The sequence below is a fragment of the Amycolatopsis sp. NPDC114504 genome (assembly GCF_055633595.1).
On sequence record NZ_JBVKDU010000007.1, the window covers coordinates 1 to 14543 of the forward strand.

The 14543-nt window shown below is 72.8% G+C and carries 13 protein-coding genes and 1 rRNA gene; 7 read left to right on the forward strand and 7 right to left on the reverse strand.

The genetic code is table 11. From position 1 onward, the window contains the following. Positions 1-86, forward strand: a 5S ribosomal RNA gene (gene rrf / locus ACZ7PG_RS46840); the annotation flags it as partial. A 120-nt stretch (positions 87-206) separates the two neighbouring features. On the opposite strand, the gene cobF is transcribed toward rrf, so the two are convergent. Further along, positions 207-968 (reverse strand): precorrin-6A synthase (deacetylating), encoded by a 762-nt coding sequence (gene cobF, locus ACZ7PG_RS46845; RefSeq protein ID WP_470245708.1) that lies wholly within the window; start codon positions 966-968, stop codon positions 207-209. A 78-nt stretch (positions 969-1046) separates the two neighbouring features. Here cobF and ACZ7PG_RS46850 point away from each other — a divergent pair, with 78 nt between their 5' ends. From ACZ7PG_RS46850 to ACZ7PG_RS46860, 3 genes are read left to right on the forward strand one after another with little or no spacing between them, the layout of a single operon-like run. Beyond that, positions 1047-1253, forward strand: coding sequence for a heavy-metal-associated domain-containing protein (locus tag ACZ7PG_RS46850; protein WP_470245709.1), 207 nt, complete (start codon positions 1047-1049; stop codon positions 1251-1253). Positions 1254-1258: 5 nt separating this feature from the next. Then, on the forward strand, positions 1259-3343 hold the full coding sequence (locus ACZ7PG_RS46855; protein WP_470245710.1) for a heavy metal translocating P-type ATPase: 2085 nt from the start codon (positions 1259-1261) through the stop codon (positions 3341-3343). A gap of 56 nt (positions 3344-3399) precedes the next feature. Next, entirely contained in the window at positions 3400-3681 is a 282-nt protein-coding gene (locus tag ACZ7PG_RS46860; protein WP_125314973.1) for a metal-sensitive transcriptional regulator, read from the forward strand. Here ACZ7PG_RS46860 and ACZ7PG_RS46865 read toward each other — a convergent pair. From ACZ7PG_RS46865 to ACZ7PG_RS46875, 3 genes are all read right to left on the reverse strand, one after another. After that, the gene (locus ACZ7PG_RS46865; protein WP_470245711.1) at positions 3678-4373 is read right to left on the reverse strand and encodes a CPBP family intramembrane glutamic endopeptidase; all 696 of its coding nucleotides are present in this window, start codon (positions 4371-4373) and stop codon (positions 3678-3680) included. The two genes, ACZ7PG_RS46860 and ACZ7PG_RS46865, sit on opposite strands and share 4 nt — an antisense overlap. An 86-nt stretch (positions 4374-4459) precedes the next feature. Next, entirely contained in the window at positions 4460-5755 is a 1296-nt protein-coding gene (locus ACZ7PG_RS46870; protein WP_470245712.1) for a hypothetical protein, read from the reverse strand. 120 nt (positions 5756-5875) lie between these two features. After that, positions 5876-6595: an MgtC/SapB family protein gene (locus ACZ7PG_RS46875; protein WP_470245713.1), complete on the reverse strand. Its 720-nt coding sequence runs from the start codon at positions 6593-6595 to the stop codon at positions 5876-5878. Positions 6596-6704: 109 nt separating this feature from the next. On the opposite strand from ACZ7PG_RS46875, the gene ACZ7PG_RS46880 reads away from it, so the two are divergent. Beyond that, positions 6705-7370 (forward strand): maleylpyruvate isomerase family mycothiol-dependent enzyme, encoded by a 666-nt coding sequence (locus tag ACZ7PG_RS46880; RefSeq protein WP_470245714.1) that lies wholly within the window; start codon positions 6705-6707, stop codon positions 7368-7370. 309 nt (positions 7371-7679) lie between these two features. Here ACZ7PG_RS46880 and ACZ7PG_RS46885 read toward each other — a convergent pair whose 3' ends face one another. The 3 genes from ACZ7PG_RS46885 to ACZ7PG_RS46895 all read right to left on the reverse strand — a co-directional run bounded on the left by ACZ7PG_RS46885 (position 7680) and on the right by ACZ7PG_RS46895 (position 10425). Further along, positions 7680-9023, reverse strand: a complete 1344-nt coding sequence (locus ACZ7PG_RS46885) for a copper resistance CopC/CopD family protein (RefSeq protein ID WP_470245715.1) — start codon at positions 9021-9023, stop codon at positions 7680-7682. After that, the gene (locus ACZ7PG_RS46890) at positions 9020-9592 is read right to left on the reverse strand and encodes a hypothetical protein (protein WP_470245716.1); all 573 of its coding nucleotides are present in this window, start codon (positions 9590-9592) and stop codon (positions 9020-9022) included. The genes ACZ7PG_RS46885 and ACZ7PG_RS46890 overlap by 4 nt, the downstream gene beginning before the upstream one ends. 137 nt (positions 9593-9729) lie before the next feature. Next, positions 9730-10425, reverse strand: a complete 696-nt coding sequence (locus ACZ7PG_RS46895) for a winged helix-turn-helix transcriptional regulator (protein ID WP_470245717.1) — start codon at positions 10423-10425, stop codon at positions 9730-9732. A gap of 299 nt (positions 10426-10724) precedes the next feature. On the opposite strand from ACZ7PG_RS46895, the gene ACZ7PG_RS46900 reads away from it, so the two are divergent. Both ACZ7PG_RS46900 and ACZ7PG_RS46905 read left to right on the forward strand, forming a co-directional pair. Beyond that, positions 10725-13037, forward strand: coding sequence for a TOMM precursor leader peptide-binding protein (locus tag ACZ7PG_RS46900; protein ID WP_470245718.1), 2313 nt, complete (start codon positions 10725-10727; stop codon positions 13035-13037). Positions 13038-13085: 48 nt separating this feature from the next. Further along, entirely contained in the window at positions 13086-14540 is a 1455-nt protein-coding gene (locus tag ACZ7PG_RS46905) for a SagB/ThcOx family dehydrogenase (RefSeq protein ID WP_470245719.1), read from the forward strand. The last annotated feature ends 3 nt before the right edge of the window (positions 14541-14543 follow it).

The following is a 14543-nucleotide window of genomic DNA, read 5'->3' on the forward strand; positions in this document are numbered from 1 at the left end:
GTCCCATTCCGAACCCGGAAGCTAAGCCTGATAGCGCCGATGGTACTGCAACCGAAGGGTTGTGGGAGAGTAGGACACCGCCGAACTTAATTTGGGGAAGGCCCCGGTTGAGACGTGAGTCTCCCGGGGCCTTTCTTCATGCCCGGAAACAGCCGGGCGGAAACAGCCGGGCGGCTACGGGGCTGGACGGCTACGGGGCTGGACGGCTACGGGGCGGGGCGCCGCAAGAGGTACGTGTCCATGATCCAGCCGTGCCGTTCCCGGGCCTCCGCGCGGACGCGGCGGATCTCGGTGGCCAGTGCCGGCGTGAGCGGGCCGGACAGCAAGATCTCGTCGGGCGTCCCGACGTACGCGCCCCAGTAGATGTGCAGGCCTTCGGACGTGAAGCCGTCGAACGTCGTGTGCGCGTCCAAGAGGACGAACACGTCGTCGACGTCCGGAGGCCAGCCCGACGCCAGCCGGCGGCCGGTGGTCAGCTGGACCGACCGCCCGATCTGGTTCATCGTCGTCCGGTGCCGGGCCACCAGCGCCGAGATGCTGCTGATCCCCGGCACCACCTCGTACTCGAACGCCACCTTCCCGCGCGCCAGCACCGCCTCGATCAGCGCGATCGTGCTGTCGTACAGCGACGGGTCACCCCACACCAGGAACGCGCCCGCGGAATCGGGCGAAAGCTCCGACAGCAGCACCTGCTCATAGACCGCCGCCCGTGCCGCGTGCCAGTCCGCGACCGCCGCCCGGTAGTCGTCGGGCGTGCGGTCCCGGGGCGGGTCGGTCACCAGCACCACGCGGTACGGGCGGGTGACGAACCGGTCGAGGATCTCCTGGCGCAGCCGGACCAGGTCGGCCTTCTCCGCACCCTTGTCGAGCACGAAGAAGACGTCGACGCGGTTGAGCCGATCGATCGCCTGCACCGTCAGGTGCTCCGGGTCCCCGGCGCCGATCCCGATCGCGTAGAGCTTGCGCATACCGCGAGTCTGGCGGGGGTCACGAGTGAACCCCTACCCCCGATGGGTATAAAGGGAGGGGAACGAAAGGAGCCGTTGATGACCGAAGCGAGCTACACCGTCGAGGGCATGACCTGCGGACACTGCGCCACGTCGGTCCGTGAAGAGGTCTCGGAGCTCGCCGGCGTCCGGAGCGTGGACGTCGACGTCGAGAGCGGACGCGTCACCGTGACCAGCGACACGCCGCTGCCCGCCGGCGACGTCGCCGCGGCCGTCACCGAGGCCGGCTACCGCCTGGTCGCCTGAGTCCCATGACCACCGCGCAGTCCGCAGAAAGCGTCGAGCTCGCCATCGGCGGCATGACGTGCGCGTCCTGCGCCGCCCGCGTCGAGCGCAAGCTCAACAAGGTCGGCGGCGTGACCGCGACGGTCAACTACGCCACCGAAAAGGCCCAGGTCAGCTACCCGAGCGAGCTGTCGGTCGACGACCTCAGGTCCGTCGTCGAAGCCGCCGGGTACTCCGCGCGCCTCCCCGAGCCCGAAGAGCCTGACGAGACGCCCACGCTGCGCAAGCGTTTGCTCCTTTCAGTGGCGCTCACCGTTCCCCTGGTCGCGCTCGCGATGGTCCCGGCCTGGCAGTTCGACTACTGGCAGTGGGTCTCGCTCGTCCTCGCCGCCCCGGTCGTGACGTGGGGCGCCTGGCCGTTCCATCGCGCCGCCGCGGTCAACCTGCGCCACGTCACCGCGACGATGGACACGCTCATCTCGCTCGGCGTCGTCGCTTCGGTGGCCTGGTCGCTGTACGCCCTCTTCTTCGGCATGGCCGGCGAGATCGGCATGCGCCACGGGATGCCCGGCGAGAGCCTGTACCTCGAGGTGGCCGCCGCGATCACCGCGTTCATCCTGGCCGGCCGCTACTTCGAGGCCCGCGCCAAGCGCCGCGCCGGCGCCGCCCTCCGCGCGCTCATGGACCTCGGCGCGAAGGACGTCACGGTCCTGCGAGCCGGCGAAGAGCGCCTGATCCCGGTCAAGGACCTCCGCGAAGGCGACGTCTTCATCGCCCGGCCCGGCGAGAAGATCGCCACCGACGGCGTGGTCACCGAAGGCGGCTCCGCGGTCGACACCAGCATGCTCACCGGGGAACCGGTGCCGGTCGAGGTCGGGCCGGGGGACGCCGTCACCGGGGCCACCGTCAACGTCGGCGGGCGGCTGTTCGTGCGCGCCACCCGCGTCGGCGAGGACACCCGGCTGGCGCGGATGGCCCGGCTCGTCGAAGCCGCGCAGAACGGCAAGGCCGAGGTCCAGCGGCTCGCCGACCGGGTCTCGGCGGTGTTCGTCCCGCTGGTCGTGTTCGCGGCGCTGGCCACGCTGGTGGTCTGGCTCGCGACCGGCGGCCGGCCGGAAGACGCGTTCACCGCCGCGGTGGCCGTGCTGATCGTCGCCTGCCCGTGCGCGCTGGGCCTCGCGACGCCGACGGCGCTGCTCGTCGGCACCGGCCGCGGGGCTCAGCTGGGCATCCTCATCAAGGGCCCCGAGGTGCTCGAGAACACGCGCCGCGTCGACACGGTCGTCCTGGACAAGACCGGCACCGTCACCACCGGCCGGATGACACTGGTCGAGGGCGACGGCGAGGCGCTGCGGCTCGCGGGCGCCGTCGAAGCCGCGTCCGAGCACCCGATCGGCCGCGCGATCGCGGACGCCGCGAAACAGCGCTTCGGCGTGCTCCCCGCCGTGACGGACTTCCGCAGCACCCCGGGGGTCGGCGTGACCGGCGTGGTCGAAGGACGCACCGTCAGCGTCGGGCGAGCCGGGGGTGCCATCGGGGTGACCTGGGACGGCGAGGTCCGCGGGCGCCTGGTCGTCGCCGACACGATCAAGCCGACGTCCGCGCGGGCCGTCGCGGAGCTGCGGGAACTCGGCCTGGAGCCGATCCTGCTGACCGGCGACAACGCGGGCGCGGCCCGGGCGATCGCCGCCGAGGCGGGGATCGGCGAAGTCGTCGCCGAGGTGCTGCCCGAGGGCAAGGTCGACGTCGTCAAGCGGCTGCAGGCCGAGGGTCGCGTGGTCGCCATGGTCGGCGACGGCGTCAACGACGCGGCCGCGCTCGCCCAGGCCGACCTGGGCCTGGCCATGGGCACCGGCACCGACGCGGCCATCGAGGCGAGCGACCTGACGCTCGTGCGCGGCGACCTGCGGGTCGCCGCCGACGCGATCCGCCTGGCCCGCCGCACCCTCGCCACGATCAAGGGCAACCTGTTCTGGGCGTTCGCGTACAACGTCGCGGCGCTGCCGCTGGCGGCGCTCGGCCTGCTCAACCCGATGATCGCGGGCGCGGCGATGGCGTGCTCGTCGGCCTTCGTCGTCAGCAACAGCCTCCGGCTGCGCCGCTTCCGCTGAACCCCCGGAGGGTATAGTCGGTGGCCGGGGACGCCGACGAGGGGACAGGTAGGGCGATGACGGGTTACGGCACTGAGCGCGAGGCCTATCTCAAGCGGCTGCGCCGGATCGAAGGGCAGATCCGCGGGCTGCAGCGCATGGTCGAGCAGGACAAGTACTGCATCGACATCCTGACGCAGGTCTCGGCGGCGACGAAGGCCCTGCAGTCGTTCTCGCTCGAGCTGCTCGACGAGCACCTGGCGACGTGCGTGGTCCAGGCGGCGGCGTCCGGTGGCGAGGAAGCCGACCTGAAGGTCCGGGAAGCGTCCGACGCGATCGCCCGGTTGGTGCGTTCCTAGCGCACCAGTACGGCCAGCGTGAGGCCGCCGGCGTTGGTCGTGAAGTGCACGATCACCGACGCCAGCACGCCGCGACCCGCGTGGCGCCACCAGTGCAGGAAGATCCCGGCGAGGCCCGCCGCGGTCATCGCCAGCACCTGCAGCACGACCACCGGCGTCGAGGCGAAGACGGCGTGGACCGCCGCGTTGCGGCCGACGGCGAGCGCCGGCAAGAAGTGCCACAGGCCGAACAGTGCCGCGGCGCCCAGGATCGGGGGCCAGCGCCAGCGGTCGTCGCGGGCACCCAGCAGGGCCGGGAGCGCCCCGCGGAACGCCACCTCCTCGATCAGCACCGTGCCGAAGAGGATCCGTCCGCAGGTCAGCCACAGCAGCTGCCCGAAGTCGGGCGTGCCGACGCGGCCGTCCTGGTAGACCGTCCGCAGCGCCGGCACGGCCAGCGCGATGCCGAACACCACCGCGACGAGCCCGGCGCCGGCGAGGCCGACGAGCGCCGGACGGCGGAGTTCCCGGAGGCCCAGGTCCGTCCAGGAGCATCCGGCCGCTTTCCCGAGGGCGACCAGGACGAGCGCGGCGACCAGGCCGCACACCGGGTAGGCCCAGCCGGGCAGCACGCGGTTGGCCAGCGTGGTCGACGCGGCGAGCGTGACAACGGCCGCGACCAGGGCGAAGACCCGCCGGACGGTCCAGGTCAAGAGACGACGTCCCGTTCGCCGGCCGGCGCGATCTTCGTTCGCCTCACGGTCCGATCATGGAGGCTGCCCGGCTGGCGGGCAAGGGGTCAGCCGACGGCGTCGGTGAGGTCTGCCGGGGAGCGTCGCTGGACGGGCACTCTCTTCGACATCGGCAGGGTGGCTTCGGGATCGAAGGGCGCGGGCCGGTCGTCGAGGGCGACGGCCGCGTCGGCAAGGAGAGAGCGGCAGCCAGTGAGGCTCGCGTGGAGCTTGTCACGGACCTCGGTGAGGGCGGTGACCTCGCGCTGGGCGGCTTCGACCAGGGATTCGCCTTGCCGGGTCGCTTCGGTGACCAGGCGTTCGGACTCGGTCTGGGCGGTGGTGACCAGCTTCTTGGCCTGGGCTTCCGCGGTGGTGACGAGGTGTTCGGCTTTGCTCTGCGCGGTGCTGACGAGGTTCTCGGCTTCGGCTCCGGCGGTGGTGAGGCGCGATTCGGCCTCGGCCACGAGCTTTTTCGCCTTGGCTTCGGCGGTGCTGACCAACGTCTTGGCCTTGGCGTCCGCGGTGGTGACCAGGCGTGTGGCCTCGGTTTCGGCGGTGGTGACGAGGTGTTCGGACTTGGCTTGGGCGGTCGTGACCAGGCGCTCGGCCTCAGCCTGGGCGGTCGTGACCAGGCGCGTGGCCTCGGTTTCGGCGGTGCCGACAAGGTTTTCGGCCTTGGTCTGAGCGGTGCTGACCAGCTTCTTCGCCTTGGCGTCCGCGGCCGTGAGCTGACTCTCGGCCTTGGTCTCCGCCGTCGTGACCAGCTTGCGGGCCGTGGCCCTGGCCTCTGCTTCCTGCTCGGCCAGCTCGCGCATCGCCGTGGCTCGGCGGAGCGTCATCGCGCGGGTGTGATCCTCTTCCTGCTGGGCACGGCGGTGCGCCGCCGCCTCGTCGAGCTCGCGGCGGCGCTGCTCGGCCGCGCGCAGGAACTCCTCGTGCTCGGTGCGCCGTCGCTCGGCCTCTGCCTCGGCTTCGGCGACCAGGCGGCGTTCCTTCTCCGTGAGGCGGACCGCCTCCGCCTCGGCCTCGCGGCGTACGCGCTCGGCTGTTTCCGTTGCCCGCGTGGTGATTTCGGTCGCTTCTTCGCGGGTCAGCTCGATCATCCGGCGCGAGCGCTCCTGGAGCGCGTCCGGTTCGATCGGGGTGCGGCTGATCCGGTCGATCTTCACCCGGAGCTCACGGTTGTCCTCGGCGAGCGCGTCCACGCGGTGCCGCGCGGTGTCGCGTTCCGCGGTGAGTCTGCGGATCTCGGCCTCGGCCCACGCGACGTACTCCGCGACCTGCGCGCGGTGAAAACCGCGCCATGCCAGGTCGAATCCGGGCACCGCGAGCGCCACGTCCTCGCCACCGCCGGGGGCCATGTCTCACCTCCGAATTGGATGGTTTCTCCTCGGCCGCACGTTTTCCTTGCGGTACCGGGGAATTCCGGGTGCACCCCAGTGTGCCGCAAACCCGCCCCCGCGCGCTGCCCGGGCGGGCGATCATTCGTCGAGCGGTTCCCCGGGACCGGTGGACGTGCTCCGGACGCCCGGCAGTTCGGCGAGCTCGGCGGCGAGGTCGTAGAGATCACCGCGGCCGTCGAGGCGCAAGGTCACGACCGCGATCCGTTGCCCCTCTTCGGAAACAGACTCGTGATCCACGTCGACGTGGTGCACGCTCCAGCCCCGCCCGGTGCAGACGGCGAGCGCCGCGCGCAGCACGCCGTGGCCGTCGAGGTAGCTCAGCCGCACCACCGGTGGCTCGCGGCGGTGGCGCGCGACGAACCGCTGCAGCGGCGGGAAGCCGCGGGTCACCACGAAGTGTGCGATCGTTGTGCCGGCCGCGAGCACCGGCAGCCCGGCGCCGCACGCCGTGCCGACCGCGGCGGTGAGCCAGATCGTCGCGGCCGTCGTCAGGCCGCGCACGGCGTCGCGGCGGACGAAGATCAGCCCGGCGCCGAGGAAGCCGATGCCCGAGACGATCTGCGCCGCGATCCGCGACGGGTCGAGCGCGATGCGGTCGATCGAGAGCAGGTCGGCGAAGCCGTACTTCGACACCAGCATGAACACGGCCGAGCCGACGCCGACCAGGCTGTGCGTCCGCAGCCCGGCGGCCTTCATGCCGGCTTCGCGCTCGAGCCCGATCGCGACGCTGAGCACCAGCGCGAGCAGCACCGGCGGCAACAGTTCCCACTGCGCCGACGTGGACCACAGAGTGGGCAAGATCACTACCTCCCGAAGTCTCGGTGTCGGCACGCGGGGAGACTCGCCGGTGCCGTCACCTGGGCATACTGGGCCGGAAGCCCCGATCGTGCCAGGTGAGGTGGGACGCGTGACAGCGAGTCGGCCGGCCCCGGACTTCGTGGCCTACCCGGAGGTGCGGCGCGGTGTCCGCGCGCTGCTGGGGTCCCGCGCCGACGTCCACCGGCGCCCGGTTCCGGCGTGTCCGGAGTGGACCGTCGCCGACCTGCTGGGCCACCTCACCGCGATCGCCGAGCGGGTGCTCGAGCGCCACGGCGGCACGGCCCCGGTTTCGACGGCATCGACGGTGCCGGAGCTGCTCGACCGCTGGGACGACGTCGGCGAGGACCTCGACCGTCGGCTCGCGGAGGCGGGCGGGCGCAGCGGCGAGATCATGGTGATGGACGCCTACACCCACGAGCTGGACCTGCGGGCGGCGCTCGGGGTGCCGCCGCCGGTCGAGCACGCGGCCTGGGCGCCGAGCTTCGAGGTGCTGGTCCGCGGGTTTTCGGGCTCGATCGCCGGGCGCGGGCTGCCGGCGCTGCGGCTGCGCACCACGGGCGGCTCCGAGTGGACGGCGGGAGCGGGCCGGCCCACGGCGACCGTGACGGCTCCGGCCCACGAGCTGTACCGGGCGCTGGCCGGGCGCCGGTCATCGGCCCAGTTGGCACGGCTGGAGTGGAGTGCGGCGCCGGGGCCGTGGCTGCCCGCGTTCAGCTGGGGGCCGTTCACCCCGCCGCGGTCGCCCGGGGTGTGAGCCAGGGCGGGTCGGGCTGCACGTGAGCTGCCGCTGCGGTCACCCGGTGTGCGGGCCCGGGGAGCCGAACCTGCACCTGAGCTGTCGGCGCGGTTGCCCGGCGTGTGAGCGGGCCGGGCCGCACCTGACCCGTCGGTCGAGCCGCCGGCGCGGTTACCCGGTGTGTGAACTCGGGCCGGGCCGCGCCCGACCTGCCGGTCGAGCCGCCGCCGCGGTCGCTGGGCGTGTGGGCCCGGTGGCGGCTCGGACCGCACCTGCGCCGGCGCCGCGGTTGCCCAGTGTGTGAGCCCAGGCGCCGCCCGGGGCTGCTCAGCCACCCGGTGGGGTGACCGTCAGCATCGCCGCCAGCGCCAGCACCACGATGCTGAGCAGTACCTCCACGGCCACCGCCTGGCGGAGGCGGCGCAGGTCCGTCGTCACCGTCTTCGTCGTGCCCTCCTCCGGGCCGGTCATGCTCCGGCGCACCACGCGGCGCGACCGGCTCGCCACCGCCAGCAGGAGTGCGAAGCCCGCGATCTTGAGCAGCACCAGGACGCCGAACCGGGTCGTCCAGAGCGTGGACAGGGACGGCATGATGCGCAGCGCCAGCACGCCGCCGCTGATTGCGATCGCGGTCACCGAGCCCGCCGCCAGCCGGGAGAAACGCGCCGCGACCGGTGCCAGGTCCTCGCCGGGCTCCGGGCGGTACAGGCTCAGTGCCAGCTGCGTCAGCCCGCCCGCCCAGACGGCGATGGCCCCGAAGTGCACGAGGTCGGCCGAGACCGAGACGAACATGACCGGGTCGGTCACCGGGTGGCCGGTGGCCGAGAACGTCAGCAGCACCAGGAAGGCGGTCACCATCGCCGAGTTCTCGTAACGGGACCGCAGCCGGTCCGGCAGCCCGGGCCGCAGGAGGCGGGGCAGCAGCAGCGCCAGCGCGGCCACCGCGGCCAGCCGGAGCAGGAGCAGCTTGCCGTACGCGACGCGCAGCGTGTCCGCCAGCAGCCCGGTGTCGAACACCGCCGAGAGGTCCCGCCCGGCCGCGTACGGGCCCTGCAGCACGAACGCCGCGACGGTGGTCGCCGCGACGAGGCCCGCGCCCCAGCGCAGCAGCCGGCGGGCGCGGCGGTCGGTGCGGGCGTCCGGACGGCACAGCACCACGAACGCCAGCCCGCCGAGCAGCACGACGCCGAGGTAGGCCAGCCAGCGCGCGACCGTCGAAACGAAGTCGACGACCGCGTCGGTGCCGGTGGCCGCGGACACCGCGCCCGCCGACGTCACCAGTGGCCCGCCGCCGACGACGAAGGCGAACGTGCCGCGCACCGGGTGCGAGTCGGCCGAGACGAACGCGTACTCGACGAGGTAGCTGGCGTCCGGCAGGTTCGGCTTCACCCGGACCGCGACCTGCTCGGCGACGGCGCCGGGCTGGAACACCGGCCCGGTGTCGACCTGCGTGCCCGCTAGGTCGACGACCTTGATCGATCCCGGCTGGATCCCGATGTTCTCCGACAGGGTGACCGACACCAGGGACGGCGCCGCGCCGAGGCGGGCGCCGTCCCCGGGGGTCGACGAAATGATCTCGACGTGCGCCGACGCCGGCGCGGCGGAGAGCACCAGCCAGCCGGCCAGGAAGGCCAGCAGGGTCAGTGCCCGCCGCGCGGCCCGGCCGCTCACGCCGCGGCGAGCGCCGGCGGCTTCAGCCCGCAGACGCAGCCGGTCAGCTCGTGCTCGGCCGCCGAGGCGCGCCGGTGCAGGACGACCGCCACGATCATCGGGATGGTGACGATCGTGTTGTAGAACAGGTGCAGCTCGACCCGGGGGATGAGCAGCTGGATGATGCTGGTGGGCACCTTCTGCCCGGCCAGCCGCCAGCCGGACTGCGCCTGGATGAACAGCAGCAGGTGCTCGATGTGGTGCCAGAACTGGATGGCCAGCGCGAGGTTCCACCACTGCCGCGACCGGCCGGCGAAACCGTGGCGCAGGATCCACAGGAACACCAGCATCACGAGCGCGTAGCCGTAGTGCAGCCATTCCTGCGAAATCAGCCACGGGAACGGCATTCCGAGCACGCCACGCGCTTTCGGGGCCGGCCAGCCGAGTGCGTAGATCTGGACGGCCTGCACGATGTGCTCGGCCCAGTGCGCGATCACGACGAGCATGAACACCGCGAGCGCGCGGTGGTGCCAGCGGCTGTTGAGCTGACCCAGGAACCCGGAAGGTCGGGTGAGTTCGGACGTCGACATACGGACCCCAGTTCACGAAGAAGACAGCGTGCGTAGACGATAACCGCTCGCGAAGCGGCTTCCGTTACTCCGGATTGCTGATTATACAAGGGAAAATGCGCTGCTCGGCGGATTGCGTACCGCCGGGCGCGCGGGGGTCAGTGCACGGACAGCCCGGTCGGGCGCTCCGGGGCCGGCGGGATGCGGAAGAGCTCGGCGAACAGCTCGAGGTGCGCCGGGTCGCCCTCGACGCGGACCTTGCCGCTGGAGATGGCGTCCTGCGCGGACAGGCTGCCCTTGAGCAGGTCGAACAACGCCGGTCCCTGCGGCTCGATCACGAGGTCCGCCGCCGGCAGCGAGCCGCCGGACACCTTGAGCGAGCCGTCGTCGACCAGCGCGTGCAGGATCATCTCGCCGCCGAGGTGGTGCAGCTCGTAGTTGACGTGCACGCCCGCGGCGAACTCCTCCCGGAAGGTCGTGTAGAGCGAGAGGATCGCGGCGTCGAGGGTGAAGGCGTCGTCCGCCTTCGGGTAGGACAGCGAACGGGCGCCCCACAGGCCGAGGTCCAGCACGATGTGGTCGAGCTCGGTGCCGTATTCGGTCAGCTCGTAGACGACACCCGCGTCCAGCTGCGAAAGGACGCGGCGGCGGACGACGCCGGTCTCTTCGAGCTCGTTGAGGCGCGAGGTCAGGATGCTCACGGGGATCCGCGGCAGCGTGCGCTGCAGGTCGTTGAACCGCTTCGGGCCGAGCATGAGGTCGCGCACGACGAGCAGTGACCACCGCTCACCGACGATCTCGAGCGCCCGGGCCAGGCCGCAGAACTGTCCGTACGTGCGAGCAGAGGTAGGCATACTCGGGTCCTCACTTTTTCTCGGGTGCCAGACCGGGCGCCGGCCGGATTCGCGCGGGACCGCGAGTTCGGTTACGTTGCCCCCTGACGCGCCGTGCCGCCACGGGCGTCGCTGTCCACGGTGACGGTTCCCCGTGCTGTGCGGCCAGTGAGCGACGCACCGGTGCCCCATGCGTTTTCCATGCCGACCCATGCGTTTTCCACGACTTGCCCGTGCTCTGAGCACTGGTTGAGTAGACCTCTCGTGGAGCAGGATTCTGTTCTCTCGTCCGGCGGAGGCCGACGACGGCAGGAGGGCCCATGCGCACGACAGCGGTGGACGCGCAAGGCAGTGGTGGTGTCACGGATGTCCCGGTGCCGGCGCGCGCCCCGGCGTTCCGGCGGCACCTGCGGGCCGAGGTCCGGGCGGGCAAGGGGGCGTACCTGTTCTCCGAACAGGGCGTGATCGCGATGCGCGGGCCGAAGATCGAGTCGCTGGCGGCGTTGCTGGACGGGACCCACGACCTCGACCGCCTGCTGCGCGACCGGCCCGGCGGGATGGCGCCGGAGGAGGTCGCCGCGCTGCTGGCCCAGCTCGTCGACGCGGGACTGGTGACGTTGCGCAGCCCCGGCACCGACGACCGGCCCGGCGACGAGCGCGCGCTGGCCTATTGGGACGCCTGCGGGGTCGACGCCGACGTCGTCGCCGCGCGGCGGGGCACCGTGCGGCTGACCGCGGTCGGCGACAGCGCGGACGGCGTCGACACCGGTGCCGTCGAACGGGCACTGGCCGGCGCCGGGCTCGAGGTGGTCCGCACGGACACCGGCACCGCCGACCTGTCGGTCGTGCTGTGCGCCGACTACCTCGACCCGCGGCTGGCCGGGATCGACGCCGAGCACCGGCGGGCCGGGCGGCCGTGGTTGCTCGCGCGCCCGTCCGGGGCCCAGGTGTGGATCGGCCCGGTGCTGCAGCCCGACGGCGCGTGCTGGCACTGCCTGACCCACCGGCTGTGGGGGCACCGCCACGCCGAGGCGTGCGTGCAGGAAGAACTGGGCCACGCGGGCCCGGCGCGCCGCCCGATGCCGGCTCTGCCGCCGCTGACCGCGGCCGCGGCGCACCTCGTCGCGCTGGAGGCGGCCAAGTGGGTGGCCGGGTACCGCCACCACGGGCAGCAGTGCGTGTGGACGCTCGACTCGCTCGACCTGCAGGGCCGGCTGCACGAGCTGCGCCGCCGCCCGCAGTGCCGCTGCTGCGGCGACCCGTGGCAGGTGGTGTGGCGCTCGGTGCGCCCGGTCTCGTTGCAGGCGGCGAAGAAGGCGACCACCGGGGGCGGCGGGCACCGGACGGCGACGCCGTCACAGATGCTCGAGCGGCACCGGCACCTGGTCAGCCCGGTCACCGGGATCGTCAAGGAGATCCAGCGGGACGCGGACGCGCCCGCGTTCGCCAACGCCTACCGCTCCGGGCCGAACATCGCCCGCGGGGTCACCGCGATGGCGGCCCTGCGCGCCGGCCTGCGCTGCGAGAACGGCGGCAAGGGCGTCAGCCCGCTCGACGCCGAGGTCGGCGCGCTCTGCGAAGCCGCGGAACGGTTCTCCGGCAACTTCCAGGGCGACGAGCTGCGCATCCGCGGCTCCTACGACGAGCTGGGCGAGGAAGCCGTGCACCCCAACGCGTGCATGCTCTTCGCCGACCGGCAGTACGCCGAGCGCGCGGCCTGGAACCCCGAGCACGCCGAGTTCCAGCGGGTCGGCGCGCCGTTCGACCCCACCGCCCGCACCGACTGGACGCCGGTGTGGTCGCTGACCGGACGCCGCCGCCTGCTGCCGACGTCCTACCTCTACTACGGGACCCCGCGCGAAAGCGCCGCACGCGGGGTGCGCGCCGACTCCAACGGCTCGGCGGCGGGCAGCAGCCTGGAGGACGCGATCCTGCAGGGCACGCTGGAGCTCGTCGAACGCGACGCCGTGGCGCTGTGGTGGTACAACCGCACGCCGGTGCCGGGTGTCGACCTCGCGTCCTTCGCCGACCCGTGGCTCGACGAGATGATCGCCGGCTACGCGGGGATCGGCCGCGAGATGTGGGTCCTCGACGTCACGTCCGATCTCGGGATCCCGGTGACCGTCGCGCTTTCGCGGCGGATCGGCGGCCCGCACGAGGACATCGTGATGGGCTTCGGCGCCCACCTCGACCCGCGGATCGCGGTGCGCCGCGCGGTGACCGAGCTCAACCAGATGCTGCCCGTCGTGCAGTCCGCGGGCCACGAGATCGACGACCCGGACGCGCGGCGCTGGCTCGCCTGCGCCACCGTCGCGAACCAGCCGTACCTGCGGCCGGTGGCGGGCGAGCGGATGCGGGCCGCCGCGGACTTCCCGTTCGTCAACCGGGCCGACGTCCGCGACGACGTCCGGGCGCTGAGCCGGGTGTTCGACCGCGCCGGCCTGGAGCTGCTGGTGCTCGACCAGACCCGTCCGGACGTCGGGATCCCGGTGGTCAAGGTGCTCGCGCCGGGCATCCGCCCGTTCTGGGCCCGGTTCGCGCCCGGCCGGCTGTTCGACGTCCCGGTGCAACTGGGCCGGCTCGCCACGGCGACCCCGTACGAGCAGCTCAACCCGTTCCCGATGTTCCTTTGAGAGCCTTCGCGGGCGCTCAGTGTTCGCCTCGCGCTTGAGGAGTTGGCCTTGCCTGCATACCCCCCGGACGGGAGCTCGGAGACCGTCCGGCTCTGGTCCCTCACCGAAGACACCTTGCTGGAGGCGGGGGACGACGACACGCTCGTCGCGATCAGCTGGTGGGGTGAGTACGAGCTGGCGGGCGTCCCCGGGCCGGTCCGCGAGTCGCTGGGCCGGATGGCGCTCGGCCCGGTCTCGATGGGCAACCTCGCGACGTCGGCGGGCGGGGCCGCCGAAGCCGCGGCCGCGACGCTGCGCAAGGTCCTCAACCAGCTGTCCGGCTCGGTCGTGCACTCGCTGGCGCTCAACGACGGCCGCGGGCCGCTGCTCTCGGCCATCCCGGTGACCCAGGCGCCGGTCTTCCCGGCCGACCCGGTGCCGGCCGGGCGGCTGATCAAGCTGTCGCGGTACTCGGCTCTGCGCCCCGACGGCGGCGGGCTGCTGCTGGAGTCGCCCCGCGCCCGGTACCGCGTCGCGCTGCTGCGGCCGCAGGCGGTGACCGTGGCGTCGTCGCTGGCCGGGCCGGTCACCGTCGCGCGGGTCGCCGCGGACTCAGGCCTGGCCGAGCCGGTCGTGGCCGACGTCGTGGCGTTCCTGGTGGCCGCGGGCGTGGTGCTGGTGGCCGACGACTGGGCGGAGTTCACCGAGGACACCGACACCGACCTGGCCGTCTGGTCCCCCGACGACCTGATGTTCCACGCCCGCAGCCGGACCTGGCTGAAGGGCGTCCCGCCGGACCCGGAGGCGCACCGGGCGGGCGCCGAGCCGCCGGTGGTCAAGCAGATCACCGCCGGCCCGACCTTCCCGCTGCACCGGCCCGACCCGGCGGTGCTCAAGGCGACCGACCCGACGCTGGCCACGCTGCTCGAACACGACCACACGTGCCCCGAGGTCACCGAACGCGCGTTGTCCGCCGAGCAGGTCGGGGAGTTCCTCTTCCGCGCCGCGCGGGTGCGGTCGATCGGGCCGGCGTACCTGCCGGGCGGGCCGGGGCACGAGGCGTCCCAGCGGCCGTACTTCAGCGTCGCGTGCCTGTACGAGCTCGAGATCTACGTCGGCATCAACCGCTGCGTGGACCTCGCGCGGGGGATCTACCACTACGACCCGCTGTGGCACACGCTGACGCTCATCAACGACGACCTCGGCGTCCTGGACGGCATGCTCGACCTGGCGATGATCGGGGCGGGCAGCCACCGCAGGCCTTCGGTGCTGCTGACGATGACCGCGCGGATGTCGCGGATCGCGTGGGTGCTCGGCAGCGCCGCGTACGCGACGACGCTGGTGCACGTCGGCGCCCTGCAGCAAGTGCTCTACCTGACGGCGAAGGCGATGGGACTCGCCGCGCACGCCGTGCCGGTCGACGCCGGCGACCGGGTGGACCGTTCGCTGAAGCTGGAGTGGCCGGCGGAGGTCAGCGTCGGCGAGTGCGTGCTCGACTTCCCCGGCGGTAACGTGACCGGCTGACGG